The organism is Kiloniella sp. EL199, assembly GCF_900313065.1.
Classification (GTDB): Bacteria; Pseudomonadota; Alphaproteobacteria; order Kiloniellales; family Kiloniellaceae; genus Kiloniella.
Genome location: NZ_OMPU01000013.1, coordinates 345,905 through 371,959 on the forward strand (window position 1 = coordinate 345,905; position 26,055 = coordinate 371,959).

Consider the following 26,055-nt stretch of genomic DNA (forward strand, 5'->3'; position numbering starts at 1 on the left):
TGTTAATCGCTCTTATGGCGTCAAGTGTAGTAGGGACAGATCCTGGAGATGTAAAAGAAAGGTCAATAAAATAGCTGTAATACTAGAAAAATTATTACAACCACATATGATGAGTGTGTTTATCCCTTTAATTTCCACAAATTGGTTAAATCCTCCGACTTCAGTCGGATAAATATACAATTTTGCGCCAAAGGTGCTCATTACACTGAAGCCTCTGACTTTAGTCGGAGGAGGTTCAGTTTACCTTCAATTGAATCCCAGATGTCAGCTTCGAGCGAAACGCCATTAAAGCGGTTTATTTCTTGAATGCCAGTCGGGGATGTCACGTTGATTTCTGTCATGTAGTCACCGATGACATCAATGCCTACGAAAATAAGACCCCGTTCTTTCAGGGTTGGGCCAATGGCAGCACAGATTTCGCGATCACGTTCTGTCAAACCAATTGGATCTGGGCGTCCACCCACATGCATGTTGGATCTTGCTTCGCCTTCTGCTGGTACGCGGTTAATAGCCCCTGCTGGCTCTCCGTCGATCAGGATGATCCGTTTGTCTCCTTTGCGAACATCCGGCAGGTAGAGCTGTGCGATTATGGGTTCGCGGTAGTGCTGTTCAAATAATTCAAAAACGGAATTCAGGTTTTCATCATCAGGTTTGATGTGGAAAACGCCTGCACCGCCGTTTCCATAGAGTGGTTTAACGATGATATCCTTATGTTCGGCGCGGAAGGATTTGATTTCGTCCAGATCATTTGTGATCAGGGTTGGGGGCATGAGTTCTGGAAATTCAGCAATGAAGAGTTTTTCCGGGCAATTTCTAACCCAACTGGGATCATTTACGACAAGTGTTTTGGGGTGGACATGATCCAGCAAATGCGTTGCCGTAATATAGGACATGTCGAATGGTGGGTCCTGGCGCATGAGAATAACGTCAATCGTGGCGAGATCAATGATTTGAGCTTCACCAAGTGTTGCATGGTTTCCCTGTTCGCGCCGAAATTCTACCGGGCGGCACTTGGCATAAACCTGTGACCCTTTCATTGAAAGGTCTTTAGGCAGATAATGGTATAGTTTGTAGCCGCGGTTTTGAGCCTCGAGACCTAATATGAAAGAGCTGTCGCCATTGATATCAATGGTTGATACTGGGTCCATCTGGATGGCAACGGAGAGTGTCATGAGGTCACATTCCCTAGTAGATCAGTTCAATTGTGCTTTCAGTTTCTGGAGCATTTGAGACGCTTCCATAAGACCTCTGTGGTCTTCTTCGATCTGTAGATAATGTTCCAGAGTTTCAATTGCAGCAAGAATGTTATTTAAAAATGCCTGAAGCATGCCTGCTTCTCGCCATATGACAGGTTCATTCGGGGCAATGAGAAGCATTTTTTCCAAGATTTCTAATGCTTTTTCTGGTTCTTTAGCTTCAATCAATCGTACTTTAATATTATTCTGAAGTCGCAAGAGGATATTACGGTTGCTCACGGATTGAGTGAATTCTGCCTGTAGTTCAGCTCGATCACTCATAAAACCTTTCAGGGTTGCGCGAAGCCAAGGAGTATCACGTACCTTTCCGCGATCAAAGGGATCAACAATGACGTGCTTTTTCCCATATGAAATGCGGATAAGGAAATGTCCGGGGAAATTCAATCCGGCAGCAAAAAGAGTCTGTTCAAGATTGATTGAATGTATGATGTGAAGATAGAGAATCCCTAAAACAATTGGCAAACCTTTGCGTCTTTCAATGACCGCAATAAGGTTTGCATTCTCAAGATCGTCATAGGTTTCTATATCGCCCTTGTAGCCATGTATGTCATAAAGCACAGTTTCAATTGTGCTAAGAATATCATCAAGATCAAGTGCTTCTTTATGATTTGCAATTTGTCGTAAAAGATTTTGTGTGTCTTGAACCAAACAATCCAAATGATCTCTGTAGCGATCAATAGAATTCGCTTTACGATCTTGTGCCGCAATTAACAGTGCCGTTTCAGACAGAGAAATATCATGGTCTTCTGATTGACCAATATTTTTTAAGTAGCGAAAGATATTAGCGCTGGAGAGTGATGTGCGATGTAGCATGGATCTTATATATATACTTTAAACGGCGGTAAGGATAAATGTTACCGCCGTTTAAGTTCATTTGAACAGCGCTATTGTGTTCTGGAAGGGTCGTCTTTCAGTGTCACATAACTGACAACGCGTTTGACGTAATCAATATCTTTTGCATGCGCAATTACCCGGTTTATTTCTTCCTGGTTTTGAGCAATACCAAGCAGATAAACACTCTGGTTAACAGTATCGACATTGTAATTAATTGACGTTACTTCCTTGTCGAATAAAAGAACTGTTTTTAGTTGAGTGTTAATCCAGACGTCTCTTGCATAGTCGGTGATTCCGCTGTCGTTGTTGACTTCGATTTCATTAATGACTTCACGAACGCCTGTTGCTTTCCATGCATCACGTACAGCGATGATACGATGTTCGGGTAGTTCGACATTACCGCTGAGCAGGACTTTGCCTTCGTTAACCTGAATATTGACTTTCCTGAAAATAGAAATGTTTTCTCTCAAGAAAAGATCGTTGATTTCCAGTTTAATCTGAACATCCGTTACTGCCTTTTGAAAAGGTCTTTCCTGGGCTGCTGTGTTTGCTGCAACAGCACCTGCACCAATAACTGCGCCGGTTGTGCTACATCCGCTCAGTACCGTTATTCCGATTAGAGTAAGTGTTAATCTAAGCGCCATCCCCACCTTGGTCATGGTGAAATTACTCCTGTTTATGACCTGATCTCAAATTCTGAGTTCTGTAATATCTCGTTATGTCTTTGTACGGTTTGTTTAGTGAACCTGCCACGCATTTTTTATGTGATAGGGGAAAACTGTGGCACCAATAAGAACAGCATCAAATCTTTGGGCAAAATCCTGATATTGAGGGTTTTGCTTCAAAAAGTATTCTGCTGCATGAATGATGCGTATTTGTTGTTTTTGACTGATCGCCTGCGAAGCCATTTCCAAGTTTTGTCTTTTTTTCACTTCTACAAAACAAATTAACTTCTTTTTTCTGGCAATCAGGTCAATTTCTCCAACTCTGGTTTTGTAATTTTTAGAGAGAATTTGATAGCCTTTGCACCGTAAATACCAAACAGAAAAAAGCTCTGCATAACGGCCTGTTTTATAGCTGTTTCTTTTTGAGTTTTTTTGCAAAAGGTCAGGCATTCAAGTGTCTTTTGAAAGTTCCAGTGCGCGTTGATAGACTTTCTTTTTGGGCAGGCTGGTGGCTGTACTGACGAGGGCGGCAGCATCCCGTAGGGAATTGTTTCCCAATGCGCTTCTGATCTGGTTATCCAGATCTTCTTCCGTGAGTTCATTGGAACTTGTACTGTCCTGACCGACAACAATTACAATCTCGCCTTTGGGGTTCCCGACGTCAGCATAGTGCTCAGCGAGTTCTTTGAGGTTTCCACGCCGTACTTCTTCAAATTTTTTCGTAAGTTCCCGAGTTACTGCTGCGGAACGATTACCAAGGACGCTGTACATATCTGCCAAAGATCCCGCTAGTCGGTGCGTAGATTCGAAAAATATAAGTGTTGAGGGAATGGTCGTAAGTTCTTTTAGTGCTTTGCACCGGGCGCCAGTTTTATTGGGGAGAAATCCATTGAAGAAGAAGCGATCTGTTGGCAAACCGGATAAAACAAGTGCGTTTATAGGGGCTGAGGCACCAGGAATGGATGTTAAAGCGATTCCTTCTTCATGAGCGCTGTTCGCGAGTTTGTAACCCGGGTCTGATATCAGTGGTGTTCCGGCATCGGAAACCAAGGCCACGACATTGCCTTTTTTTACCTTTTCAATAAGCTTGGGTCTTACTTTATCTGCGTTATGTTCGTGATAAGCCACAAGAGGCGCTGTAAAGCCAAAAGCCTGAGCCAGCTTTTTGGTGACACGAGTGTCTTCACAGGCGATAAGATCAGCGGCAGCGAGAATTTTTTTTGCGCGGTCCGTAATATCCCCCATGTTGCCGATTGGGGTCGCAACGAGGTAAAGTGCTGGTTCAGGTTTATCGCTATTGAGGGCGGGTCGACTGTTGGCTTGTTCCTCGGTTAGTGTTTTATTGGTCCCGTCTGATTTTACGGCAGGATGATTTTGAGAGGATGACTGTTTTGAGCTCAACGTTGGCGACTTTCTTTGTTGTAAAGGGCACGGACATTAGCCGTAGGTTTTTATCCCTGCCCGCGATCATCTTGCTTTCTATTTTGATCTCTGGATGCCAGACAACCATGAAAAAGGGGCCGGATGCAACGGCAGAAACTCCTGAAGTTCAAGAAACTCAGCCAGAGGATGCTCAAAATACGGTAGAGCCTGAAATTACTGAACCTGAAATAATTGAAGAGATCGAACCTTTTGCGGATCTTGAGACGGCAGAAACTGTTGTGATTAGCGAAAGAAGAACAAAAGTCGGATTTCTTCTACCCTTGAGTGGGCGCCATAAAGCCATTGGTGAATCTCTGTTAAACGCCGCACAGCTTGCCTTGTTTGATGTGTCCGGAGAGAAATTCGACCTTGTGGTTCGCGATACAGCGGGAACGCCAACAGGGGCACGCACTGCAATGGAATCACTGATAACAGAACAGGTTGATCTGGTGATCGGTCCCTTGTTTGCAACATCTGTGTCAGCTATAACCCCCCTCGCCCGCCAAGCAAATATCAATGTGCTTTCATTCTCGAACGATCAGGCTGTAGCTGGTGATGGTATCTATGTTTTGGGACTAACACCGGAAGAACAGATCAGACGCGTTGTTGACTATGCTACGGCTCAGGGAATTCGACGTGTTGCTGTTTTTGCCCCTGATAACGACTATGGTCGCCGTATTGTCAGCGCGCTGCAAATTCAATCATATGGATCAAGTGTTGAACTGACACGGTTGGGTTTTTTCAATCCTTCAGATCCCGATTTGGAAGATGAAGTAAAGGCCATTGCCAATTATAACGCGCGTCACCAGTCTCTTTTGGCTCATAAAGCAACGCTGAAATCCCGGGGCGATGCGGCCTCACGTCGGGCGTTGGCTCGACTTCGTGGGCGCGATACACTTAATCCACCAAACTACGAGGCTATTATCATTCCCACAGGGGGCAAGCAGTTGCTAACGATAGCACCGTTGCTGAACTATTACGATGTTGACCCTAATCAGGTGAAATACCTTGGTACGGCACTGTGGAATAATCCGAAGCTTGGGCGTGAGCCGGCATTGGTTGGCAGTTGGTATGCGGCCCCGTCTCCAGTACATTGGGAGAATTTTAAAGATCGTTACAAGGTACTTTATGGCAAGACGCCACCACGTATTGTGACGCTTGCCTATGATTCGGTTGCCCTTGCAGCTGTCATTGCCCGTCAAGCCGAAAGCCAATCCACGGCTGTGAACTATTCCAAGAGCCTTTTAACCAATTCACAAGGTTTTGCTGGCCTTGATGGTGTTTTCCGTCTTCACGCAGATGGTCGGAGTGAACGTGGTTTGGCTATCCTGTCGCTGGAACGTGATTTGATCAATGTTGTTGATCCTGCCCCGGCAAGTTTTACGCCTTTGGTGAATTGATTATAAGTGACGTTGTTATCAAGGGAGCGTTGAAAGTAGAGCTGTGGCTATAGAAGATCATCAGAATTGCCAATCTGTTATTTCCAGTGTGTCGGGACAAGAAAACTGCTGTCAGGGACTCCCCGATCTTGGCAAGAGTGGCGTTGAAAACCTGAGCAACATTTTCAAGACACTGGGTGATGAAGGGCGTTTACGGCTTTGTCTGTGCTGCTTTCAGAATCCCTGTTCTGTGAGTGAGCTTTCAGAAGCAACGGGTCAGTCGCAATCTTTGACCAGCCATAATCTGCGGCACCTCAGAGATGCGCGCATATTGGTGTCTAAAAAAGTGGGACGCCAGGTTCACTATGAATTAGCCGATGATCATATTCGCCATGTCATTGCTGATATGGCACATCATGTGCTGGAAGATCACAATTAAAATCAAATCATAGCAACAGTTCTGCAACAATTGATACAAAATACCCGCTAGCGGCTTTTCTTATGCTCTGTATAGTAGAGCATATTTAAATCTGTTGCAGGATTGTATATGCCTTCTTCGTTTCTTTTTTCCCTTCTTGGAATTGGTGTTCCTGCCCTCGTAATCTTGTGGGGTATTTTTGCCTATAATCGTCTTGTGAAATATCGCCAGCAAGTTTCTGAAGGATGGAGCGGTATTGATGTTCAATTGAAGAAACGGAGCAACCTAATTCCCAATCTGGTGAAGGTGGTAAAGGGTTATGCTGCCCACGAAAAGTCGACCCTGGCCGAAGTCACGAAATTAAGAGCGCAGTGTGTAAGCTCTGTGGGAAACAGTGTTGATCAACGGGGGAAGGTTGAAGGAGGGCTTGCCTCGGCTTTGACCAGATTGCTTCTGGTCGCAGAGAACTACCCGGATTTAAAAGCGGATGGCAGCTTTCGTGATCTTCAGTCGACGCTGACCGAAGTTGAAAACGATATCGAGATGGCGCGCCGATATTATAATGGCGCAGTGCGTTTGATGAACGTTTCTGTTGAAAGTTTTCCAAGTAATTTAATCGCAAAACAGTTTCATTTTATCCGCGCAGAATATTTTCAACTGGAAAACCCAGATGACCGGCAGGCACCAGGAGTAAAGCTATGAACTATCAGATTTTTCGTAAATGGAATCTCATCAACCTATTGTTTGGTGCTCTGATCATTCTTGCCCCTTCTCTTGTCTTTGCTGATGAGCGGATCAAGTTGTTTGTCTCGGACATTGTTGTGCGTGAAGACAGTAGTATAAAGGTAACAGAAACGATTACTGTCCGTGCGGAAGGACAGAATATTAGACGCGGAATCTACAGGGATTTCCCCACGAAATACGAAATTCAGGGTAAGCGCTATTCAGTTGGTTTTCACCTTGTGTCTGTCAGACGGGATGGTCGAAATGAATCCTATCATACCGAGAATTTAAGTAATGGTGTGCGTATTTACATGGGACGGTCTGATTATTTTCTGCCTGTTGGTGAATATACCTATGAGATTACCTACATAACAGATCGTCAATTGACGCATCTGGAGACGATGGACGAGCTTTATTGGAACGTGACTGGTAATGGCTGGGACTTTCCGATCGAAAAAGTTGTCGCCAATGTGTACCTGCCCCAAGGTGCCGAGGTTATACAATCCATCGGTTATACAGGCTACTACGGGGATGATGGAGAGGATTATCAATCATCGCTTAGATCTGATGGAGTCTCCTTTGAAACAACTCGTGCGTTGTCGACGAGTGAAGGTTTAACAATTGCAACTGCTTGGCCAACGGGTTTTGTCTATGTGCCGGATAGCTATGAACAGGCACAATATTATCTGGAAGATAACGCCAGTTTTTTGATTGGGCTTGTGACGCTAGTGATTATCACGGCGTACTATTCTGTTGCCTGGTTTTATGTAGGACGTGATCCGGCCGCAGGCATTGTCATTCCCCTTTTCGAAGGACCAAAAAATATTTCTCCCGCTGCGGCTGGATATCTGAGCCATCTCGGTTTTCGAAAGGGCTATAGCGAAAAAACAGCCTTTGTCGTTGCACTGACGAGCCTTGCGACAAAGGGCTATATAACCATTGACCAGAGCAAGAGTGATTATTCTCTTCAGCGAACAGAAAAAGCAGATCTTGATAGCCTGCCGCGCGGTGAATGGACAATTATAGATCGCTTACTTCCTGATCCTGGCGATGAATATAAGTTGAAGCGGAAATATGATTCCAGATTTGCTTCTGTGGTCAGTTTTTTTGGTGAAGCCGTTAGCGATGAATATGGATCAGGTTATTTTGCGGCAAATACTGGCAAATGGCTTATTGGATTTTTGCTGGGGCTTGGTGGTGTTATCATGTCATTGGCTTATGCAGGGGGGGATCTTATTATCCCTGCGCTCTTTTTCATGGCATTTTTTGGTATTTTTTCCGGAGTAATTTTACCGCCTTTGTGCAGGGTGATGTCGGGAAAAATGACAAAGTCAGGGTTACCGAAAAACATTGCTGTGCTTTTACCCCTGAGCATTTTTCTGGTGATACCTTACTGTTCTTTGTCTGTGGGAGAGCTCATTACCGATCAGGATTTTTCAGCTGAAAATTATGGCGTTATTCTTCTGATTTTTACGATAACGCTGGTTTTTAGCTACCTGATGGAAGCGCCAAGCGTTAAGGGGCAGAAAATCCTCGACAAACTGGAAGGCTATAAGTTGTACCTTTCTGTTGCCGAAGGAGAACGGTTGGAAGCGATTGGTCCCGAGCCTGATTTTAATGAACACGTGTTTGAGCAACACTTGCCCTTTGCTATGGCTCTTGGAGTCGAAGATCAATGGTCAGAAAGGTTACAAAACTATCTTACCGTCATGAATCAGGTTCCGATGGATTATAAGCCACGCTGGTATCGCGGAGACTCTTTTTCCCGAAGTTCAAGCTCTATTGCCAGTGGATTGACAAGTGGTATCGGGCATACGATTTCTTCTGCTTCCAGTCCGCCCAGCTCTTCGTCTAGCAGCTCATCAAGTGGTGGTGGCTCGTCTGGTGGTGGCGGCGGCGGTGGCGGTGGCGGTGGTTGGTAAAATATCACTGATCCAGTGTCAGGATTTAATTTTCGAGAATGAAAGCTTACTGCCCTTGACTTAATTTATACATGAATATACTTTCATATGAAATATTTTTCATGTGTAGGTTTACTATGGCACAAACAATTCTGTTTATCGACCATATGCCCGAGGCAGAAAGCTGTGGGGATTGCCGCGATCGTATTGGCAAAAGGCTTGAGGCATTGCCCGGCTTGGCATCTTTTGAGGTTTCCCGTAAGGCAATATCCTGGGTTGGTGGTGATGATATCAGGGATGCGATTGTTGCAGTTATTGCAGAAATTAAAGATCTGCATCATCACATGGCATGGACAATCAGTGGAATGGATTGCCCCAGCTGTGCAAAATCAATTGAAAAAGCTGTTGATAGATTGCCGGGTATTCATACGGCACGAATTTCTTTTGCGCGAGAACGACTTAATACAGATTTTAACCCGAGCGAAGTTTCGCAAGATGACATTCACAAGGTCGTCACAGGTTTGGGGTATAGCCTCACCGAAGTAAGGGATGGCAATACGAGCATAGTTGAAAGAAAAGCAGGTTGTTGTTCTTCCTCACAAGCCGCAGATCAATCATCCAAAACAACTCTTGCTAGCGGTGTACCTGATAAGCTGAAAGTATTCTTGAGCGGAAGTGCTGGCAAGGTAATGATTGCGGGTACAGCCCTTTTCATTGCTGTGATCTTAACGCAGGTTAATCCGGTTAATGCGCGGATTTATTATAGTGTTGCTGCTTTAATAGGTTTGATTCCAATTTTCCTTAATACGCTAAGATCTATTCGTTTTGGTCAATACTTTGGTATTCAAACCCTAATGACTGTTGCGGCAATTGGGGCTTTGTTTCTGGGCGAGGCATTAGAAGCTTCTATGGTCTTGTTCCTCTTTTTAATTGGGGAAGCTTTGGAGCAACGAGCAGTGAATAAAGCACGTGAAGGTGTGACGCTTTTACTTGATCTACAGCCTAAAGTCGCCCGTTTGGTTCAAGGAAGCCATAGTCAAGAAATACCCGTTGAAGATCTGTCCGTTGGTGACGTGATTGAAGTGCGTCCGGGTGAGAGATTGCCCGCCGACGGAGTTGTTCTCAACAGTATGGCTGTCTTGGATGAATCTGCTTTGACGGGTGAATCTATTCCTCGAAACAGAGAAATTGACGATACAGCCCAAGCCGGAGTCCTTGTTCTTGAAAAGCTAACAACCTTTCGTGTGACATCGGAAGCTGGTGACAATACGTTGGATCGTATTATCAGGCTGATAGAAGAATCAGAAGAACACAAAGCCCCTGTTGCACGCTTTATTGATCGTTTCTCGTCCTGGTATACGCCAGCAATGATGGGCGTTTCGTTACTGGTTGCTATGATTCCTCCACTGTTTTTCAACGGAGCTTGGGATACCTGGATTTACAAAGCACTTACGCTGTTAATTATTTCCTGTCCTTGTGCTTTGGTTATTTCTGTTCCAGCAGCAGTGACTTCATCCCTTGCGGCTTCCGCGCGTCGCGGTGTGTTAATTAAAGGAGGTGCAGCTTTAGAGTTATTGTCTCGGGCCAAAACTATGGCTTTCGATAAAACAGGCACTCTGACGGAAGGTAAACCACAGGTTACGGACGCTGTTGCGCTGGGTGATACGACAGAGATGATTCGGTTGACGGCGGCAGTCGAGAGAGGGTCAAGTCATCCCCTTGCAGAAGCGGTTGTAAGATATGCCTTAGATCAAAGAATAGAAATTCCGGCTGTATCTGATGCCCAGTCCATAACAGGAAAGGCAGCATTGGGAAATGTCGAAGGACGTATGGTCGTTGTCGGATCTACGGATTATTTTGCAGAACAACTATCTGGAAATACAAAAATTTATGATCAGGCACAGGGGCTTTTGGCACAGGGTAAAACAGTTGTTGTTGTCGCAATTGATAATGTTCTTGCGGGAATTTTGGCTTTGCGTGATGAACCGCGTGAAGAAGCCAGCGGTACCTTGAGTCAATTGCAGCAGTTGGGTGTTGAAACGATTATGCTCACCGGGGATAACCCGAAAACGGGTAAGGCTTTGGGGAGTGAGTTGGGCCTTGCTGTAAAAGCTGGTTTGATGCCTCAGGACAAGCTCAGTGAAATTGATGAATTGCGGGGCGCAGGTACTGTGGTGATGGTTGGCGATGGCATAAATGATGCTCCTGCCCTGAAAGTTGCTGATGTTGGCATTGCAATGGGGGGCGGTACCGATGTTGCTCTGGAAGCGGCTGATATTGCCTTGATGCAAAACAAGCTACAGGACTTGCCAGCATTGATTCGCCGTGGACGCCAAACCATGGCGAACATCCATCAGAATGTCACTTTGGCGCTGGGCTTAAAGGGAATTTTTTTGATGACGACTTTGTTCGGTATGACAGGGCTTTGGGTGGCTGTGTTAGCTGATACAGGGGCAACAGTATTGGTGACTTTGAACGCTTTGCGGCTATTGAGAAGTTCTTCAGATTAAGTGTTTGGTTTGATCTTGGGTTCGCGGGATCGAGCTTATTATTGGACCACAAAGCCTTTGGGCAGTTCAGCGATGTGTTTGTATTTTTCAAACTGTTGAAAGATAAGATTCAGACGCTCTTTAGGGTGTGGGGGATGTCTGGGATCCAACAAGGGTTCACAGAGAGGATCCAGGGCTGCATTTTGAAATTCAAGAGAGAGACTTAATCTTGGTGTTTGGGCGTTCCGATGACTTCTTCCGCCCCAGTGATATATATCTTGTCGCCATCCCAATACGGAACCTGCTTTGGCGGGCAGGCAAAGAATATCCTGCAGGGCGATTTCAGACGGGTCCGTAACCGGCGTGTCGTAATCTTGCTCACAGCCTAGCGGTAGAACGGACATGCAGCCATTTTCCGGTGTTGCATCCGTCAAGGGGATCCAAAGGCTCAAAGAGATCAACATTTCTTGACCATACAGTTTGATCACCGATTGATCGGCGCTGTCTCTGTGTGGTGGCCAGCCTTTTGCCTTTCCGGGATCGATGTACCACGCCCAAAAGTGAGGAAGAACGCTATAGTTTTCCCCGAGGAAGTTTTGTAGGAGTGCACGCAGGCGGAAGAATAATTCCCAAGCTTCGTCATAGAGGTAAATGAACGCCTGTGGGAGGTTGTGTTCATGAAGTATTTCCATTGCCTGACGAAGAGGGCAAATATCTTGCTCCGTAAAGATGCTCTGGCAATTGAGATATCCGTCTTGCCATAATGAATCAGAAACGTCGGACAATAGAGCATCGTCAATTATTTGCAGAGGAATCATGCTAAGAGGATCTGAGCTGATTGTGAGTTTTGGGTTGATATCGCGCCAAAAAGAAATGCTTTTAAGCTGCTCTGTTGCGATGTGATTCACAGTCGTATCCTGTACCAAAAGTGTGAGTTATCTGTTTATATGCTGAGTCAGTGCAACATCAAGAACAGCGGATGCCATGGCCCGTGCTGTATCTTCCAATAACTTCCCATCGTCAGACTTTGGTCCTTCGAGCTTCTCAAGTCTATAATCTTCCGGTAGGTCCGCAATTCCTGCGGCTGTAACATCTGGGTGTGCTTTCAGTTCGGCAATCAGTGAAATACACCCTTTCCATTTATGGGTCAGGGTTTTGATAACACGATCTTTATCAATGGCAATTTCTTGCCATTTTTCCTCTGTGTTCAGGCCTTCAAAGCCAGGTCTTTTCGCGGCCTGTTGATAAATAACGGCAGCGGCTTTTTCTAGGTATAGCATGCATCAATCCTCTATTTAACGCCTTGTCTCATCTGTTTGATGCTCAGGCAAGTCAAGATAGAGCTAAATGTTCGATGTTGAGTGGCGTGACGCTTCGAAATGCCCTTCGGGAGAAAGAAGAGAATAACAGTAAGTCATGAAATATGACGGTAAATCTTCAGCTGAGGCATCATTTTGTGCGTAGGGGAGAATCAAGCGTAAATAATGGCAGTCTTCTTCTTCCCGATAGAAAATTTTCCATATCTGAGGGACTGCGACTTCGAAGGTTATTTTAAACTCTTTAAAATGATTCTGATAAATTTCACTCGGTGTACCATCCAGAACACTTTTACCACGGAGATCTTCGTTTGAAGAGGAGGAAATCTCGGTACCATCAAGGCGGTATATAAAATCCAAGGGGTCTTTCTGAATTTCAATCACACAAAAGCGGCCAAGGTGTTTACGGTATCTTAGCGGGTCCATCTCGTTTTTATAGGGATTGCCTTGAGCAGGTTTATGATCTTGCCATATCTTCAGAACGCGGAGAATTTCATCAGGCGCATCCGAAAAATCTATAAGTGAAGAGGTATAGTCATAATTGGGCATGGCTATTTCTGGAATGATTCAGGCAGATTGTCAACGCGGATAAAATGATATTTTCACTGCAAAGATTCCTGCTAAATTTTTGGCGAAATTACAGATCTATGTCTTGATTATGTCAAAAGATAAGAAAGGACGCTGTTTAACCGGGCTCTACCTTCACTTGTGGCCCCTATTCTGACATCGTCAAGGAACAGCAAGTCTTCTTGTTCAAGCTGCTCAATCTTTTTCTGCTCAATCAGATTTTCCAGATCTTGACCAGTCTCGTCACAAATATCGGCTCGTTTTATGCCTTCGCTCAGGCGCAATCCCATCATCAGCATTTCTTCAAAACGTCCCGTATCCGAAATAGAATCATGAGTGCGCGTTGCATGACCCGCCTGTTCGACGGTGCTGAGCCAGATTTCCGGGGCTCTGTGCTGTCTTGTGGCGATTTTGTTTCCCAAAGAGGTATTGTCTGTCAGGGTCAAGCGTCCGTGTGCACCGGGGCCAATGCCAACATAATCTCCATACTTCCAATATGTTAGATTATGGCGGCTTTCTTCTCCGGGGTTGGCATAGTTTGATATCTCATAGTTTGGCATACCCTGTCGGGCCATAACATCGTTGGTAATATCGTAAAGTTCGGCGGCTGTGTCTGGATTGAGTTCCTTAAACTCTCCCCGGCGACGTGCACCGTGGAATGGCGTATTCTCCTCTATTGTTAACTGATAAAGAGAAAGGTGTCTGGTGCCTTCTGCAAGGGCTCGTTCCAGTTCTTCTTCCCAGCTTTGTTTATCTTGCTCTGGTCGTGCGTAGATCAAATCAAAAGAAAAGCGTTCAAAGTTTTGTCTGGCAACATCAATTGCCTTCAGAGCCTCCGCTGCGGAATGTTCGCGCCCCAAGAACTGGAGATCTTGATCATTTAAAGATTGAATTCCAAGAGATACGCGATTGATACCTGCCTGGGCGAAAGCTGCGAATTTGTCAGATTCTACGGATGTCGGGTTTGCTTCCAGTGTAATCTCAAGATCGTTGTAACAGGGCCAGTGTTTTCGAATTCTTTGAATCAATGCTTCGGCTGTTTCCGGAGCCATGAGGGATGGGGTGCCACCTCCAAAAAACACTGAACTGACAATCCTGCCGTCATCTCCAGATGATTTCAATAAACCGGCGTAATGATCAAGCTCTCGCAGTAAAGCCGCCCGCCATCGTTCCTGAGAGATTTCTTCTCGGACGTGGCTGTTAAAATCACAATAGGGGCATTTCTTTAAGCAAAAGGGCCAGTGTATATAGATGCCAAATCCACGCTGTGCGGCAGCAGGTATATATGAGGCAGTACTTGGGGTGTTGCTCAAAACGCTGGCCTTTTAGAAATCAGTTAAAAACTAGACATAACCCAGCTTATAAAAGCCATGGACAGTTTTGCTCGACCACCCGGAAAGCCAACTTGGCACAGTTTCGTCGTTATATTTGTGGCTTAGGGCTTTGAGGCGAACTTTTCTGCAACAAGTAAGGCAAAGGCTCGAGCACGGTGACTCATTGAATGTTTTCGTGCTGGATCCATCTCCCCAAAGGTTATTGTCTCGCCTTCGGCCTGAAAAATCGGGTCATAACCAAATCCCTGTAGGCCCCGTGCCGGATGGACAATAGTGCCATCTACCCGGCCTTCGAACACTTCTGTTGTGCCATCAGGCCAGGCAAGGCAAAGGGCGCAAACGAAGTGGGCCGCACGTGTATCATTGCCTGTTTCAGCAGCTTTTTGCAGTTCTCCTTCGACCTTTTCCATAGCCAAAGAAAAATCCTTTTCAGGACCTGCCCAACGGGCAGAATAGATACCGGGATCACCATTGAGAGCAATGACAGCCAGACCACTATCATCTGACAGGGCTGGCAGGCCAGATCCCTTTGCAGCGGCAAGCGCTTTTATTTCTGCATTCGCTACAAAGGTTTTCCCATCTTCGACAGGTTCAGGCAAGCCGAGATCTCCGGCTGAAACAACATCTACGCCGTAAGGGGTGAGAAGCTCTGCTATTTCGCGCAACTTTCCCGGATTATGGCTGGCAAGAACCAGTTTGCCATCCCGCAGCATTTTTTCCGGGTGTGTTTTGTCAGCCTGAGTCATGGCCTTGTTTCCTGTTTGTCTTATTCGCCTGCTATTGCTTGCTTCTGTAGCTCTACAAGTTCGGATACGCCTTTTTCCGCAAGGTCAAGCAGCGCATTGAACTCGTCACGAGAGAAAGGTTTTTCTTCAGCTGTGCCCTGAATTTCGACAACGCCGAGACCGCCGGTGAGGACGAAATTTGAATCAGCCTGGGCATTGGAATCTTCGGGATAATCGAGATCCAGAACGGGAGTGCCTTCGAAAATACCGCATGAAATGGCTGCAACATGGTCTGTCAGCGGAATTTCTTCGATCATACCAAGTTTTTTCATGTGCTGGAATGCGAGATGAAGAGCAACAAAACCCCCGGTAATAGAAGCTGTACGTGTGCCCCCATCGGCCTGTAGAACATCACAGTCAATTTTGATCTGACGTTCGCCAAAACCTGACATATCGGCAACTGCACGTAGGGAACGACCAATCAAGCGTTGGATTTCCTGAGTGCGACCAGATTGTTTGCCACGCGCAGCTTCACGGCTTGAACGGCTGTGTGTTGCGCGGGGTAGCATGCCGTATTCAGCAGTGATCCACCCCTTCCCGGAATTGCGAAGCCAGGGTGGTGTGCTGTCTTCGACTGATGCAGTGCAGAGCACATGCGTATCGCCGAACTTAATGAGACAAGAACCTTCGGCGTGCTTGCTGAAGTTAGTTTCAATGGTGATCTGACGCATTTGGTCAGGAGTACGGCCTGATGGACGCATGATATGCCCTCGATATTATAGATGTTGGGCGGAAACTACCTTATGGTTCCCTCTACGTCCAGTAGGATTGGTGTGTTCAGCGTGATCAGGCCTTCAGAAGGATTTCTATTTCTTTGTGAAAGATTATGAGACATCGAAATTTATGATTTTTCAGAGGATGTTTCGGGCGCAAGATTTACTATTTTTGCACTATCTCTATTCTTCAGTTTGACGAGATAGATAGCCAATAGACTGGCGATGAAAAGAACAGGCAAGAAGATCGCATGAACCCAATAGGCAGTTTGTTCTACAACCTGATGGTTGGCACCATCCTGAAAGCCAATTACTGCGGCTGGTATACCCGCGATTGCAGGACCAAGGGCGCCGCCACACATCTGAAGAGTTGGGATAGCACCTGAACGTTTGTCCTGTTCATCGATTGGCCCTGATTCGATGATGACAGATGACAAATCAGCCCAAAAAATACCAAAGCCAGCCCCCGCCAGAAATATTGAAATTGTCAAAGACCAAAGAGGGCCGCCGTAAAGGAATAAGGCAATACCAAATAAACCGAGGAATGCCGTGAAAACGCCTGTGGGAATAAGGTATAAACGCCACCGATTATTTTGTGGGAGCCTCGCGCAGATCAGGGCTGCAGCTGTCCAGGATATTGATTCCAACGCAACCATAAACCCTGCGGCTAGAGGAGAAAATCCATGAACTTTTTGCAAGATATAGGGACCATAAACCATGAATGATATAGAGGAAACCATCGCGAGGAAAATGATCATGACTCCTGTGCCGGCGACGGTGAAGAGGCTGAGACCGTGTTTTGGTAGCAGAGAAGAGTTTGATTTTTTATCCCTGTGAAGAAGGTATCCTAATAAAACCAGTCCAATAATCAGAAAGGCCCAGGCATAATCAGGTTCCCGGTTTCCCATTGCGATAATCAAAACTGCCGATCCCAGAAGCCCGAGCCTGAAAAAGGGTAGAGAGGTTTTTATCTCTGTTTCGCGGGACGCGGTATTGGTTTCCTTTTTAGGGAAGTTGCTGCGTACGAGAATTACAAACAGGAATGCACAAACTGTGATGATATAAAAACCTGCCCGCCAGCCTACTGTTTGCGCAAAGATTCCGCCGGCAAGGGGACCTCCGACAGAGGCAATGCCCCAGACCGCTGATTCCATGGCGAAAACCGTTGGCCATAGATGGCGAGGAAAGAGATCAGCGATCACGGTATAACAACTGGCGAGAACCAAACCACCCCCTACGCCTTGAACAATGCGAGAGAGCAGGAACATTTCCATGGATGGAGATAAACTAACCAAAAGAGAGCCAACAGCAAAGACAGAGCCACCGATTGAAAGAATTGCTCTGCCACCTATCCTGGTTTTTGTTGTACCCGTAGCGAGAGAGGCAATCATGGCGGCAGTGGTGTAGAGCAGGGCGGACCAGTTGATAAATTCCAACCCGTTAAGATCGTCAACAGCTGAAGGTAGGAGCGTTGAGGTGATCAAACTGTTTAAGGCATAAAGCGCCACACCCATGCAAACGATGACAAGGTGCAGAATATTCTGTCGTGTCATTTTTGTATTGTTAGTAGAAGCTTTTGGCGTGATTGCTTCTGTCGGAATGTGAGTGGCCATTGCGAGAACCTTAAATAAAAAAGTTTTTTCTTTCCTTATTAATTTCTAGTTTGAACAATTAAAAAAGCAAATACTTTTTTTAATTGATTTTATAGACTATACTCTGCCTTCATGAAAAAAAATGCAAAGACAGAAGATGCAATCCTGGCGCTTCTAAAAGCACGTGGAGCTATGCAAGCAGTTGATTTGGCAAAAGAATTGTCAATGACAGCAATAGGTATGCGGCAACATCTTAAACGCATGTCTGTGGAAGGTATGATCCAAAAGGCAATTGTAGATGTTACGTCATCCAGAGCATCATCGGGAGCAGGGCGACCCGCTGTGAGTTGGGAGTTAACTGCGGAGTCCCATAATGCTTTTGGTGATTCCCACGCGCTTTTAACAAGGGATTTAATTGAAAGTGCCCGCGCTGTGTTCGGTGATCAGGGGGTAGATCAGCTGGTGAATTATCGCGAGCAACAGACTCTTGAAAGCTATACACAGGCGCTTTCAGAAGCATCATCCCTTGAAGATCGCGTGCAAAAACTGGTCGTACTACGAGAGCAGGAAGGGTATATGGCATCAGCCGAAGCGGATAATGACGGCGGTTTCCTGTTCATTGAAAATCATTGCCCCATTTGTACTGCAGCAACAATTTGCCAAGGGTTTTGCAGGGCCGAGCTATCTGTTTTCAGAGCAGTTCTGGGACCTGATGTTGAGGTGGAGCGTGCAGAATATCTGTTAGAAGGTGGGCACCGTTGTAGCTATTTCATTCGACCTAAAGATTCAAGAGAATCAAATCAATTCGAGAAAGATAAAGTTTCTGAGAAAGAGCCAGTAAAAAATCCTTCACCTCAAGCTCGTTACTTGATTGTTGAGGAATAGGAGCTAATCCAAGCTTATATACAGCTGCAACTCAATGGCGGGAAGCCGTTGAAACCTATGGAAGAATAGGTGGTTGTGTAGGCGCCTGTTGCGTGGATACGAATTTTGTCACCGGATTTCAGATCGAGTGGAAGCTGATAATTGAATTTCTCATAGAGTATGTCGACGCTATCGCAACTGGGTCCGGCGAGAATGACAGGTCCAAGCTTGGTATCTGCTTCTTTTCCAACCACTGTAACAGGATATTTGATAGCTTCATCAAGACATTCAGCCAAGCCCGAAAAAATACCAATATCCAGATACACCCAGCGCTTTTCATCTCCGGCATTCTTGCGCGAGACTAAAATGACCTCAGCTTCGATAACGCCAGCATCACCGACGATATAGCGGCCAGGTTCAATAATGATTCTTGGACTGTTGGCACCGAAATGCTTTTCCAACGCAATGGTGAGAGCTTCGCCGTACTGCGCGATGGAGGGTACATTCGCATTGTAGGCAGTTGGAAAGCCGCCACCCATATTGAGTGTAGAGAGTTCAATACCCTGTTCTTTCAGGTTTTTATAAAGACCCTGAATTTGATGTAGGGCATTATCCCACTGACTTGTTTGTGTTTGCTGTGATCCTACATGAAATGAAAGTCCGATTGGCTGTAAACCAAGATCGGCTGATTTCAGCAATAGCTCCTTGGCCATTGTTGTAGAACATCCGAACTTGTGATTGAGGGGCCAGTCGGCACCGGCACAGTCAACCAGAACACGGCAATAAATGTCAGAGCCAGGGGCCAAACGGGCTATTTTTTGCAGCTCTTCTTCGCTATCAAAAGCATAACTTCGAATACCAAGTTCAAAAGCCTGACTTATATCACCTTGTTTTTTTATGGTATTTCCGAAAGAGATATATTCGGCAGGAATACCAAGCGAGAGACAGAGTTTGATTTCTGTTATACTTGCGGTATCAAAGTATGAACCGAGATCTTTGAGACGGGATAGAATTTGGGGTTCCGGATTGGCTTTTACGGCATAGTAAACTGTGGCTTTTGGTAGTGCGGATATCAAATTAGTGAAGTTGCTTGCGACTTTATCAAGGTCAATGACCAGATGTGGTTCCTCAAAGGAATTCTGCGCGAAAAATGTATCCAGTTTTGTCATCAGAGAACCAGTACCCATATAATCAATCGCTATTTCTGGCAGAATTATCCAAGCCCTTCCAGAATCTGGTTCAGGCTTAGTCCATGTTAAACAGAATCCTTATCTATGCTTTTCACAAGCGAGGCCATTAATTTCAAAGAGTCTTTAAGAGGTATATGGTTTTGATGCAAGCGATAGTTTTGAGATGCCCCGGTATTGGCTCAGTATTACCTCATGTATTGGCTTAGCATTGTCTGAGGCATTGACCGGGGCTTTGAGGGTAACTAAATTATTGCTATGCAAATGGGTGGATAAGGATCGCTTGTTTAACGGTAAGGGAATTCAAAGGATAATTCTGTGAAATTTAATGAGACATCCCTGATATCCGGTGCAATTGCTGGTATGAATGATCGCTCTCGCGAAATTTTCCGCCTGGTGGTTGATGCTTATGTTGAAACTGGTGAACCTATCGGATCCCGAACATTGTCGCGTAAGTTGGGTATGGATCTGTCCCCTGCAACAATTCGTAATGTCATGGCTGATCTTGAGGATATGGGGCTTTTATTTGCCAAGCATACCTCTGCGGGGCGATTGCCAACTGATGTGGGACTGCGGCTCTATGTGAACGGTTTGCTGGAACACGGGAACCTTAGCAAAGATGAGCGCAGCCAGATAAAAGCACAATGTGCAGCCGGTGGGAAATCTATGCCTCAGCTATTGGAAGAGGCAACCGGTATGCTATCCGGCCTTTCCCAGTGTGCAGGGTTGGTTGTTGCCCCTAAGTTATCTGAGCCTTTAAAGCATATCGAGTTTGTATCTCTTGCGCCTGGACGGGCCTTGGTTGTGCTGGTGTCTGATTCAGGATCTGTTGAAAACAGAGTTGTTGATATCCCCTTGGGGTTGCCGCCTTCTGCTCTTGTGGAGGCATCGAATTTTTTGGCTGCGCGTCTGATCGGGCGCACATTGGAAGAGGCGATCCAGGAAATTCAAACCGAACTCACTGAACATCAGGCCATGCTGGATCAGCTTTCACAGAAAGTTGTCGAATTGGGATTGGCAACCTGGGCAGAAGATATTAATGGCAGCTCTAATGGCGCGTTGATTGTCAGAGGACAAGCTCAGTTACTCGACGATATAAATGCCCTTGAAGATTTGGAGCGGGTACGCCATCTGTTCTCTGCATTGGAAAAACGGGAGTCTTTGGTTCGTCTGTTGGAAATGACAAAAACGGCCGAGGGTGTTCAGATCTTTATCGGGTCTGAAAATGAATTGTTTGCCCAAGCAGGGTGTTCTGTAGTAATGGCACCTTATAAAAATACTCGACAACAGGTTGTCGGGGCGATCGGAGTCATTGGTCCAACGCGGATCGACTATGCCCGAATCATTCCGATGGTGGATTACACTGCCAAAATACTTGGTCGAATGGTTGGATGAGAATAGCTGGGTAAACAAGGCCGAAATCCTGTGATATCCCAAAGCTGGTAATTTGAAAAAGAAGATTGGTTAGCGGAAAATGTCCGAAACGGAAAAACAAAATCCGGAAGAGAATGTTGTTGCTGAAGATCAGATTCCTGATGATCTTGTAAATGAAGAAGCAGCCGATGAAACGACCATTGATACTGGTGCTGTGGCTGAGGAAGCCAAGTCAGACGCCGTAAGAGTTGCTGAACTTGATGCACAGAACGCACAGCTGACTGACAAGCTGTTGCGTACAATGGCAGATATGGAAAATCTGCGTAATCGCACACGCCGTGATAAAGAAGATGCCATCAAGTACGCACCGCAAAAGCTGGTAACAGATCTGATCGGTGTCATGGATAATCTTCAACGTGCATTGTCAGCTGTTTCAGAAGAAGCAGCTGAAGGGAACGAAGATCTTAAAACACTTCGCGATGGTGTTGAAATGACCAATCGTGAAATGCTCAAGGTTTTTGAAAAGCATAATATTACTGAAGTCGAGGCAATGGGCGCCCGCATGGACCCGCACAGCCATGAAGCGTTGTTTGAAATTCCTGATCCTTCTCAGCCGGAAGGAACGATTGTGCAGGTTATTCAGCCAGGTTTCCGCCTGCATGATCGATTGCTAAGACCAGCACGCGTTGGTGTTGCCAAAGGTGGCCCGGTTGCCGGAGCAGAAAAAGTCGATACGACAGCTTAGTTTTTTACGCTGTTTGATATTTAAAAAGCCGATACAGAAAGTATCGGCTTTTTTGTTTCATAGGGTCTTGCTCTATGATGACTTGCTCAAGGACAAAGGAAAGAGATACCTAGGTTTTGGTGACTCTCCGCAGCGTGAGATTAATGCGCCCGCCATTTTTCAACAGCTGGCTTGAACCGTATAGAATACGATCAATACCATGATAGGCATTTCGGGCTTCGCCGCCGAGAATGACAATGTCGCCAGAATTCAGCTTGGTTGAGGTTGTTGGCCCTTTTCGTGTGAGGCCGCCAAGGCGAAAGAGAGCACTGTCCCCAAGTGATATAGAAAGAACAGGAGCATCAAAATCCTGTTCATCCTGATCCCGATGCAAACCCATTTTTGCTTTTTCGGTTTGATAGTAATTTAACAGGCAACATTCAGGAAGTTCTGGATAATTGGTCAAGTCAGACCAGATTGAAAGCAATTTTTCCGGAATGGGAAGCCAGGGGTGTTTGGTGACAGGGTGGAAATCTTGATACCGATAGCCGCCAGTTTTATCAGATACCCAGCCAAGAGAGCCAAATGATGTCATGGCGACTGAAAAGGGTTTCCCCGTTTTAGGCATTGATGGCTGGAAGAGCGGATTTGTTCTGATCATCTCGCGAATTTCAGCCAAGAGATTTTCTTGTTCTTCCCGGCTTAGATATTCCGGATGATATTCAAAACCGGCGATCATTTTATTATTGCCAATTTGTCACTGCGTTGTGGTTCAGGATTAATCTTGAGAGTCATCTTGCGGATTGATGATTCGCGCTTGCCGTTTTTCAAGTAATCGCATTGTGAGGAAGAGCAATCCGCCAATGAGCGTTACTGCGAGACCAAACCACTGAACAATTTCATTCTTAAGAACATAGTGCGCTGTGAGCATGACAGCGATTCCAAACAAAACGTCTCCAACGGCAATCCACTTGACCATTGTTCGTATATTGGGGCTGATTCTGGTATTTTTTGAGTTCATTACTGCTAAATTCCCGGAATATTCGCGCGATGATTCACCAAAAAGGTTTAATGATAAAGGCGAGAGGAAAATTATTATATCACTAATCTATTGATTCATAATGTAATTTAACTTTTCTGAAAAACCTTATTTTTTTAGGCATATTGCTCCTTGCAGTCCAGGCTCTGGCTGCATATATACTCCGTGAGCCCAGAAGAAGGGTTCACCCCTCAAAAGGGACCAGCCGGCAGTGCTTGGCATCAAGGCTGCCAAATCGGTTTGCTATATTAAGTGTGAGGAATAAACATGAGCAAAGTTATTGGTATTGATCTAGGGACCACAAACTCCTGTATCGCTATTATGGACGGCAAAGACGTCCGCGTTGTTGAAAATGCTGAAGGTGCACGTACAACACCTTCCATGGTTGGGTTTACAGCGGAAGAGCGCCTTGTCGGGCTGCCAGCTAAACGCCAGTCAGTTACAAATCCAGAAAATACTCTTTTTGCGATCAAGCGTTTGATCGGTCGTCGTTTCAACGATCCGCTGACGAAAAAAGACATGGACCTCGTTCCATACAATATCGTTAAAGCTGACAATGGTGATGCCTGGGTCGAAGCCAACGGCGAAAAATACAGCCCATCACAGATTTCTGCTTTCATTCTGCAGAAAATGAAAGAAACTGCCGAGAGCTATCTTGGTGAGCCTGTAACTAAAGCTGTTATCACTGTTCCAGCCTACTTCAACGATTCTCAGCGTCAGGCAACAAAAGATGCCGGTAAGATTGCTGGTCTTGAAGTTCTACGTATCATCAACGAGCCAACAGCTGCGGCTCTTGCTTATGGTATGGACAAAAAAGGCTCTGGTACCGTTGTTGTTTATGACCTTGGTGGTGGTACTTTCGATGTATCCGTACTTGAAATCGGTGACGGTGTCTTTGAAGTGAAATCAACAAACGGGGATACATTCCTTGGTGGTGAAGATTTCGACAGCCGCATCATTGATTACTTGGCAGAAGAATTTAATAAAGAACAGGGTATCGACCTTCGTAACGATACGCTAGCTCTGCAGCGCTTGAAAGAAGCTGCAGAGAAGGCAAAGATCGAGCTTTCTTCTTCTACACAGACCGAAGTGAACTTGCCGTTTATCACAGCTGATGCATCTGGTCCTAAACACCTAAACGTCAAGCTAACACGTGCGAAGCTGGAAGCATTGGTTGATGATTTGATCCAGCGCACAATGGGGCCTGTTAAAGCTGCGTTGAAAGATGCCGGTGTGAAAGCTGGTGACATCGATGAAATCATCATGGTTGGTGGTATGATTCGTATGCCAAAAGTCCATGACACCGTTAAGGACTTCTTTGGCAAAGAACCACACCGTGGTGTGAACCCTGATGAAGTTGTGGCGACTGGTGCTGCTATTCAAGCAGGTGTTCTGCAGGGTGAAGTGAAAGACGTTCTTCTTCTTGACGTGACACCATTGTCTCTTGGTATTGAGACACTGGGCGGTGTTATGACAAAACTGATTGATCGTAATACAACAATCCCGACGAAGAAGAGCCAGACCTTCTCTACAGCCGAAGACAACCAGAGTGCTGTGACAATTCGTGTGTTCCAAGGCGAGCGCGAAATGGCTGCAGATAACAAAATTCTTGGTCAGTTCAACCTTGAAGGTATTCCTGGTGCGCCACGCGGTGTCCCACAGATTGAAGTTACTTTTGATATTGATGCCAACGGTATCGTTAACGTTGGTGCGAAAGATAAAGCAACTGGTAAAGAACAGTCTGTTCGTATCGAAGCGTCTGGTGGTTTGAGCGATGCTGACATTGATCAGATGGTTCGTGATGCCGAAGCAAATGCTGAAGAAGATAAAGCACGCCGTGAAGCTGTCGAAGCGAAAAACCAGGCGGAAGGCCTGATCCATCAGACAGAGAAAACACTTGGTGAAGTTGGCGACAAGATTTCCGACGAAGAAAAAGCTTCTATCGAAGCTGCTGTCGCAGAGCTGAAAACAGCGCTTGAAGGCGATGATGCTGAAGAGATCAACGCCAAGATGGAAGCCCTTGGTCAGGCGTCAATGAAGCTTGGCGAAGCACTGTATGCTGATGCTGGTGCCGAAGGCGCAGAAGGTGCTGCGGAAGCGGCTTCTGAAGCAGCGGCTGACGACGGTGTTGTCGATGCAGACTTCGAAGAAGTTGATGACGAGAAGAACAGCAAAAGCGCTTAAGGCGGTTTTGGATTTCAGGGGGCTGGCAGAGTTGCCAGCCCCTTTTCACCTTCTGATGAGGGAAAATTACACTGATGTCCAAAAAGGATTTCTATGAGGTCTTAGGGGTTTCACGTTCGGCAGATGCCAAAGAGTTGAAATCGGCCTACCGCAAATTGGCGATGAAATACCACCCGGATCGCAATCCGGATGATGCCGAAGCGGAAAAAAAATTCAAAGAAATTAACGAAGCCTATGGCGTTCTCAAGGACGACCAGCAGCGCGCAGCCTATGATAACTACGGCCATGCTGCCTTTGAAAACGGTGGCGCAGGTGCTGGCGGTGGCTTTGGTGGCGGCGGTTTCGGCGGCGGTGGATTTGCTGATATCTTCGAAGAAATGTTTGGCGGCTTTGGCGGCGGTGGCGGCCGATCTGCTGGCGGGTCCCAGCGTGGTGGCGACCTTCGCTATAACATGGAAATTTCTCTGGAAGATGCTTACACAGGGAAAGAAGCCGAGATTCGCATTCCAAGTGCAGTTTCTTGTGATTCCTGTGACGGGAGTGGTGCTGCAAAGGGATCATCCCCGGTAACCTGTGGTACCTGTAAGGGTAATGGCCGTGTGCGTATGCAACAGGGTTTCTTTACTGTTGAGCGAACATGTCACAGTTGTCAGGGTGTCGGTAAAGTTATCGAAAATCCTTGCGGAAACTGTCACGGTTCTGGCCGCGTGGAAAAAGAAAAAACCCTTCAGGTAAACATTCCGGCAGGTGTGGAAGAAGGTAATCGCATTCGTTTGGCTGGTGAAGGCGAAATGGGTGCCCGTGGCGGAACGCCCGGGGATCTTTACATTTTCCTTTCCATCGAACCACACAGAATTTTCCAACGCGAAGGCGCAGATATTTATTGTCGTGTTCCCATTTCGATGACACAGGCTGCTTTGGGTGGTTCTGTCGAAGTGCCAACGATTGACGGTGGCCGAGCGAAGGTCTCTATTCCGGATGGCACACAGAGCAGACAGCAGTTCCGTTTGCGGAATAAGGGAATGTCTGTCCTAAGATCAAGTTCTCGCGGTGATATGTATGTTGAGGTCACTGTGGAGACACCGGTTAACCTGACAAAACACCAGAAAGAGCTGTTGCGTGAATTCGAAGAAGAGAGTGGGGATAATTCACCCCTCAGTTCTGGTTTCTTTAAGCGCGTAAAAGAGTTTTGGGAAGATCTGACGGAATAAAGATCAGATGTTATAATAAGAAAAAGCCTGTCAGCGACATCACTGACAGGCTTTTTCTTTGAATGTTGATTGTCAGAT

Annotated in this window: 25 protein-coding genes; 10 read left to right on the forward strand and 15 right to left on the reverse strand. The window is 46.0% G+C overall.

All coding sequences use genetic code 11. The features are described 5' to 3' along the window. Positions 1–200: 200 nt before the first annotated feature. The 5 genes from gshB to rsmI all read right to left on the reverse strand — a co-directional run bounded on the left by gshB (position 201) and on the right by rsmI (position 4,156). Positions 201–1,172, reverse strand: a complete 972-nt coding sequence (gene gshB / locus D9A03_RS16510; RefSeq protein WP_120498305.1) for a glutathione synthase — start codon at positions 1,170–1,172, stop codon at positions 201–203. 21 nt (positions 1,173–1,193) lie between these two features. After that, positions 1,194–2,069, reverse strand: a complete 876-nt coding sequence (locus tag D9A03_RS16515; protein WP_120498306.1) for a SirB1 family protein — start codon at positions 2,067–2,069, stop codon at positions 1,194–1,196. 71 nt (positions 2,070–2,140) lie between these two features. Further along, complete coding sequence (locus tag D9A03_RS16520) at positions 2,141–2,749, reverse strand: BON domain-containing protein (RefSeq protein ID WP_120498307.1); 609 nt, start codon at positions 2,747–2,749, stop codon at positions 2,141–2,143. A gap of 78 nt (positions 2,750–2,827) precedes the next feature. After that, a complete protein-coding gene (locus tag D9A03_RS16525) occupies positions 2,828–3,205 on the reverse strand; it encodes a YraN family protein (RefSeq protein ID WP_120498308.1) in 378 nt (125 codons plus the stop codon). Beyond that, positions 3,206–4,156, reverse strand: coding sequence for a 16S rRNA (cytidine(1402)-2'-O)-methyltransferase (rsmI, locus tag D9A03_RS16530; protein WP_120498309.1), 951 nt, complete (start codon positions 4,154–4,156; stop codon positions 3,206–3,208). Here rsmI and D9A03_RS16535 point away from each other — a divergent pair. The 5 genes from D9A03_RS16535 to D9A03_RS16555 all read left to right on the forward strand — a co-directional run bounded on the left by D9A03_RS16535 (position 4,147) and on the right by D9A03_RS16555 (position 11,108). Then, complete coding sequence (locus tag D9A03_RS16535) at positions 4,147–5,577, forward strand: penicillin-binding protein activator (protein WP_162938212.1); 1,431 nt, start codon at positions 4,147–4,149, stop codon at positions 5,575–5,577. The genes rsmI and D9A03_RS16535 overlap by 10 nt on opposite strands. A 43-nt stretch (positions 5,578–5,620) precedes the next feature. After that, positions 5,621–5,995: a helix-turn-helix transcriptional regulator gene (locus tag D9A03_RS16540; protein ID WP_120498311.1), complete on the forward strand. Its 375-nt coding sequence runs from the start codon at positions 5,621–5,623 to the stop codon at positions 5,993–5,995. Between the two features lie 108 nt (positions 5,996–6,103). Further along, a complete protein-coding gene (locus tag D9A03_RS16545) occupies positions 6,104–6,676 on the forward strand; it encodes a LemA family protein (protein ID WP_120498312.1) in 573 nt (190 codons plus the stop codon). Beyond that, positions 6,673–8,619: a DUF2207 domain-containing protein gene (locus D9A03_RS16550; protein ID WP_120498313.1), complete on the forward strand. Its 1,947-nt coding sequence runs from the start codon at positions 6,673–6,675 to the stop codon at positions 8,617–8,619. Before D9A03_RS16545 ends, D9A03_RS16550 begins: the two co-directional genes overlap by 4 nt. Before the next feature lie 116 nt (positions 8,620–8,735). Beyond that, positions 8,736–11,108 carry a heavy metal translocating P-type ATPase gene (locus D9A03_RS16555; RefSeq protein ID WP_254055075.1) on the forward strand — a complete coding sequence of 791 codons (2,373 nt, stop codon included), beginning with the start codon at positions 8,736–8,738 and terminating at the stop codon, positions 11,106–11,108. Positions 11,109–11,146: 38 nt separating this feature from the next. On the opposite strand, the gene D9A03_RS16560 is transcribed toward D9A03_RS16555, so the two are convergent. The 7 genes from D9A03_RS16560 to D9A03_RS16590 form a co-directional block, all read right to left on the reverse strand. Next, positions 11,147–11,995: a phytanoyl-CoA dioxygenase family protein gene (locus D9A03_RS16560; RefSeq protein ID WP_120498314.1), complete on the reverse strand. Its 849-nt coding sequence runs from the start codon at positions 11,993–11,995 to the stop codon at positions 11,147–11,149. Between the two features lie 27 nt (positions 11,996–12,022). After that, entirely contained in the window at positions 12,023–12,367 is a 345-nt protein-coding gene (locus tag D9A03_RS16565; protein WP_120498315.1) for a hypothetical protein, read from the reverse strand. A gap of 63 nt (positions 12,368–12,430) precedes the next feature. Then, positions 12,431–12,952, reverse strand: a complete 522-nt coding sequence (locus D9A03_RS16570) for a PAS domain-containing protein (protein ID WP_120498316.1) — start codon at positions 12,950–12,952, stop codon at positions 12,431–12,433. Positions 12,953–13,059: 107 nt separating this feature from the next. Then, positions 13,060–14,283, reverse strand: a complete 1,224-nt coding sequence (hemW, locus tag D9A03_RS16575) for a radical SAM family heme chaperone HemW (protein ID WP_254055076.1) — start codon at positions 14,281–14,283, stop codon at positions 13,060–13,062. A gap of 122 nt (positions 14,284–14,405) precedes the next feature. After that, complete coding sequence (rdgB, locus tag D9A03_RS16580; protein ID WP_120498317.1) at positions 14,406–15,050, reverse strand: RdgB/HAM1 family non-canonical purine NTP pyrophosphatase; 645 nt, start codon at positions 15,048–15,050, stop codon at positions 14,406–14,408. Between the two features lie 20 nt (positions 15,051–15,070). Further along, a complete protein-coding gene (gene rph, locus D9A03_RS16585) occupies positions 15,071–15,790 on the reverse strand; it encodes a ribonuclease PH (RefSeq protein ID WP_120498318.1) in 720 nt (239 codons plus the stop codon). A 140-nt stretch (positions 15,791–15,930) separates the two neighbouring features. Further along, positions 15,931–17,415: an MFS transporter gene (locus D9A03_RS16590; protein WP_120498319.1), complete on the reverse strand. Its 1,485-nt coding sequence runs from the start codon at positions 17,413–17,415 to the stop codon at positions 15,931–15,933. A gap of 111 nt (positions 17,416–17,526) precedes the next feature. Between D9A03_RS16590 and D9A03_RS16595 the strand changes: the two genes are divergently transcribed. Next, positions 17,527–18,279: a metalloregulator ArsR/SmtB family transcription factor gene (locus tag D9A03_RS16595; protein ID WP_120498320.1), complete on the forward strand. Its 753-nt coding sequence runs from the start codon at positions 17,527–17,529 to the stop codon at positions 18,277–18,279. 14 nt (positions 18,280–18,293) lie between these two features. Here D9A03_RS16595 and D9A03_RS16600 read toward each other — a convergent pair whose 3' ends face one another. Further along, complete coding sequence (locus tag D9A03_RS16600; protein WP_305778178.1) at positions 18,294–19,445, reverse strand: type III PLP-dependent enzyme; 1,152 nt, start codon at positions 19,443–19,445, stop codon at positions 18,294–18,296. 363 nt (positions 19,446–19,808) lie between these two features. On the opposite strand from D9A03_RS16600, the gene hrcA reads away from it, so the two are divergent. Next, complete coding sequence (gene hrcA / locus D9A03_RS16605) at positions 19,809–20,840, forward strand: heat-inducible transcriptional repressor HrcA (RefSeq protein ID WP_120498569.1); 1,032 nt, start codon at positions 19,809–19,811, stop codon at positions 20,838–20,840. A 79-nt stretch (positions 20,841–20,919) separates the two neighbouring features. Continuing rightward, on the forward strand, positions 20,920–21,564 hold the full coding sequence (gene grpE, locus D9A03_RS16610; RefSeq protein WP_120498321.1) for a nucleotide exchange factor GrpE: 645 nt from the start codon (positions 20,920–20,922) through the stop codon (positions 21,562–21,564). 109 nt (positions 21,565–21,673) lie between these two features. On the opposite strand, the gene D9A03_RS16615 is transcribed toward grpE, so the two are convergent. Further along, the gene (locus D9A03_RS16615) at positions 21,674–22,282 is read right to left on the reverse strand and encodes an alpha-ketoglutarate-dependent dioxygenase AlkB (protein ID WP_120498322.1); all 609 of its coding nucleotides are present in this window, start codon (positions 22,280–22,282) and stop codon (positions 21,674–21,676) included. 39 nt (positions 22,283–22,321) lie between these two features. After that, positions 22,322–22,564 carry a hypothetical protein gene (locus D9A03_RS16620; RefSeq protein ID WP_120498323.1) on the reverse strand — a complete coding sequence of 81 codons (243 nt, stop codon included), beginning with the start codon at positions 22,562–22,564 and terminating at the stop codon, positions 22,322–22,324. 285 nt (positions 22,565–22,849) lie between these two features. Here D9A03_RS16620 and dnaK point away from each other — a divergent pair, with 285 nt between their 5' ends. Next, complete coding sequence (gene dnaK / locus D9A03_RS16625; protein WP_120498324.1) at positions 22,850–24,766, forward strand: molecular chaperone DnaK; 1,917 nt, start codon at positions 22,850–22,852, stop codon at positions 24,764–24,766. A 74-nt stretch (positions 24,767–24,840) separates the two neighbouring features. Continuing rightward, positions 24,841–25,977, forward strand: coding sequence for a molecular chaperone DnaJ (gene dnaJ / locus D9A03_RS16630; protein WP_120498325.1), 1,137 nt, complete (start codon positions 24,841–24,843; stop codon positions 25,975–25,977). Positions 25,978–26,055: the final 78 nt, after the last annotated feature.

What these genes read in the sequence shown, in the direction of transcription:
- hrcA (WP_120498569.1), top strand. Translation starts at nt 19,809, where the DNA reads ATGAATGATCGCTCTCGCGAAATTTTCCGCCTGGTGGTTGATGCTTAT.
- D9A03_RS16615 (WP_120498322.1), bottom strand. Translation starts at nt 22,282, where the DNA reads ATGATCGCCGGTTTTGAATATCATCCGGAATATCTAAGCCGGGAAGAA.
- D9A03_RS16555 (WP_254055075.1), top strand. Translation starts at nt 8,736, where the DNA reads ATGGCACAAACAATTCTGTTTATCGACCATATGCCCGAGGCAGAAAGC.
- D9A03_RS16525 (WP_120498308.1), bottom strand. Translation starts at nt 3,205, where the DNA reads ATGCCTGACCTTTTGCAAAAAAACTCAAAAAGAAACAGCTATAAAACA.
- D9A03_RS16545 (WP_120498312.1), top strand. Translation starts at nt 6,104, where the DNA reads ATGCCTTCTTCGTTTCTTTTTTCCCTTCTTGGAATTGGTGTTCCTGCC.
- grpE (WP_120498321.1), top strand. Translation starts at nt 20,920, where the DNA reads ATGTCCGAAACGGAAAAACAAAATCCGGAAGAGAATGTTGTTGCTGAA.
- rph (WP_120498318.1), bottom strand. Translation starts at nt 15,790, where the DNA reads ATGCGTCCATCAGGCCGTACTCCTGACCAAATGCGTCAGATCACCATT.
- D9A03_RS16515 (WP_120498306.1), bottom strand. Translation starts at nt 2,069, where the DNA reads ATGCTACATCGCACATCACTCTCCAGCGCTAATATCTTTCGCTACTTA.
- rdgB (WP_120498317.1), bottom strand. Translation starts at nt 15,050, where the DNA reads ATGACTCAGGCTGACAAAACACACCCGGAAAAAATGCTGCGGGATGGC.
- gshB (WP_120498305.1), bottom strand. Translation starts at nt 1,172, where the DNA reads ATGACACTCTCCGTTGCCATCCAGATGGACCCAGTATCAACCATTGAT.
- dnaJ (WP_120498325.1), top strand. Translation starts at nt 24,841, where the DNA reads ATGTCCAAAAAGGATTTCTATGAGGTCTTAGGGGTTTCACGTTCGGCA.
- D9A03_RS16590 (WP_120498319.1), bottom strand. Translation starts at nt 17,415, where the DNA reads ATGGCCACTCACATTCCGACAGAAGCAATCACGCCAAAAGCTTCTACT.
- D9A03_RS16565 (WP_120498315.1), bottom strand. Translation starts at nt 12,367, where the DNA reads ATGCTATACCTAGAAAAAGCCGCTGCCGTTATTTATCAACAGGCCGCG.
- D9A03_RS16595 (WP_120498320.1), top strand. Translation starts at nt 17,527, where the DNA reads ATGAAAAAAAATGCAAAGACAGAAGATGCAATCCTGGCGCTTCTAAAA.
- dnaK (WP_120498324.1), top strand. Translation starts at nt 22,850, where the DNA reads ATGAGCAAAGTTATTGGTATTGATCTAGGGACCACAAACTCCTGTATC.
- D9A03_RS16570 (WP_120498316.1), bottom strand. Translation starts at nt 12,952, where the DNA reads ATGCCCAATTATGACTATACCTCTTCACTTATAGATTTTTCGGATGCG.
- D9A03_RS16600 (WP_305778178.1), bottom strand. Translation starts at nt 19,445, where the DNA reads ATGGGTACTGGTTCTCTGATGACAAAACTGGATACATTTTTCGCGCAG.
- D9A03_RS16520 (WP_120498307.1), bottom strand. Translation starts at nt 2,749, where the DNA reads ATGACCAAGGTGGGGATGGCGCTTAGATTAACACTTACTCTAATCGGA.
- D9A03_RS16620 (WP_120498323.1), bottom strand. Translation starts at nt 22,564, where the DNA reads ATGAACTCAAAAAATACCAGAATCAGCCCCAATATACGAACAATGGTC.
- D9A03_RS16550 (WP_120498313.1), top strand. Translation starts at nt 6,673, where the DNA reads ATGAACTATCAGATTTTTCGTAAATGGAATCTCATCAACCTATTGTTT.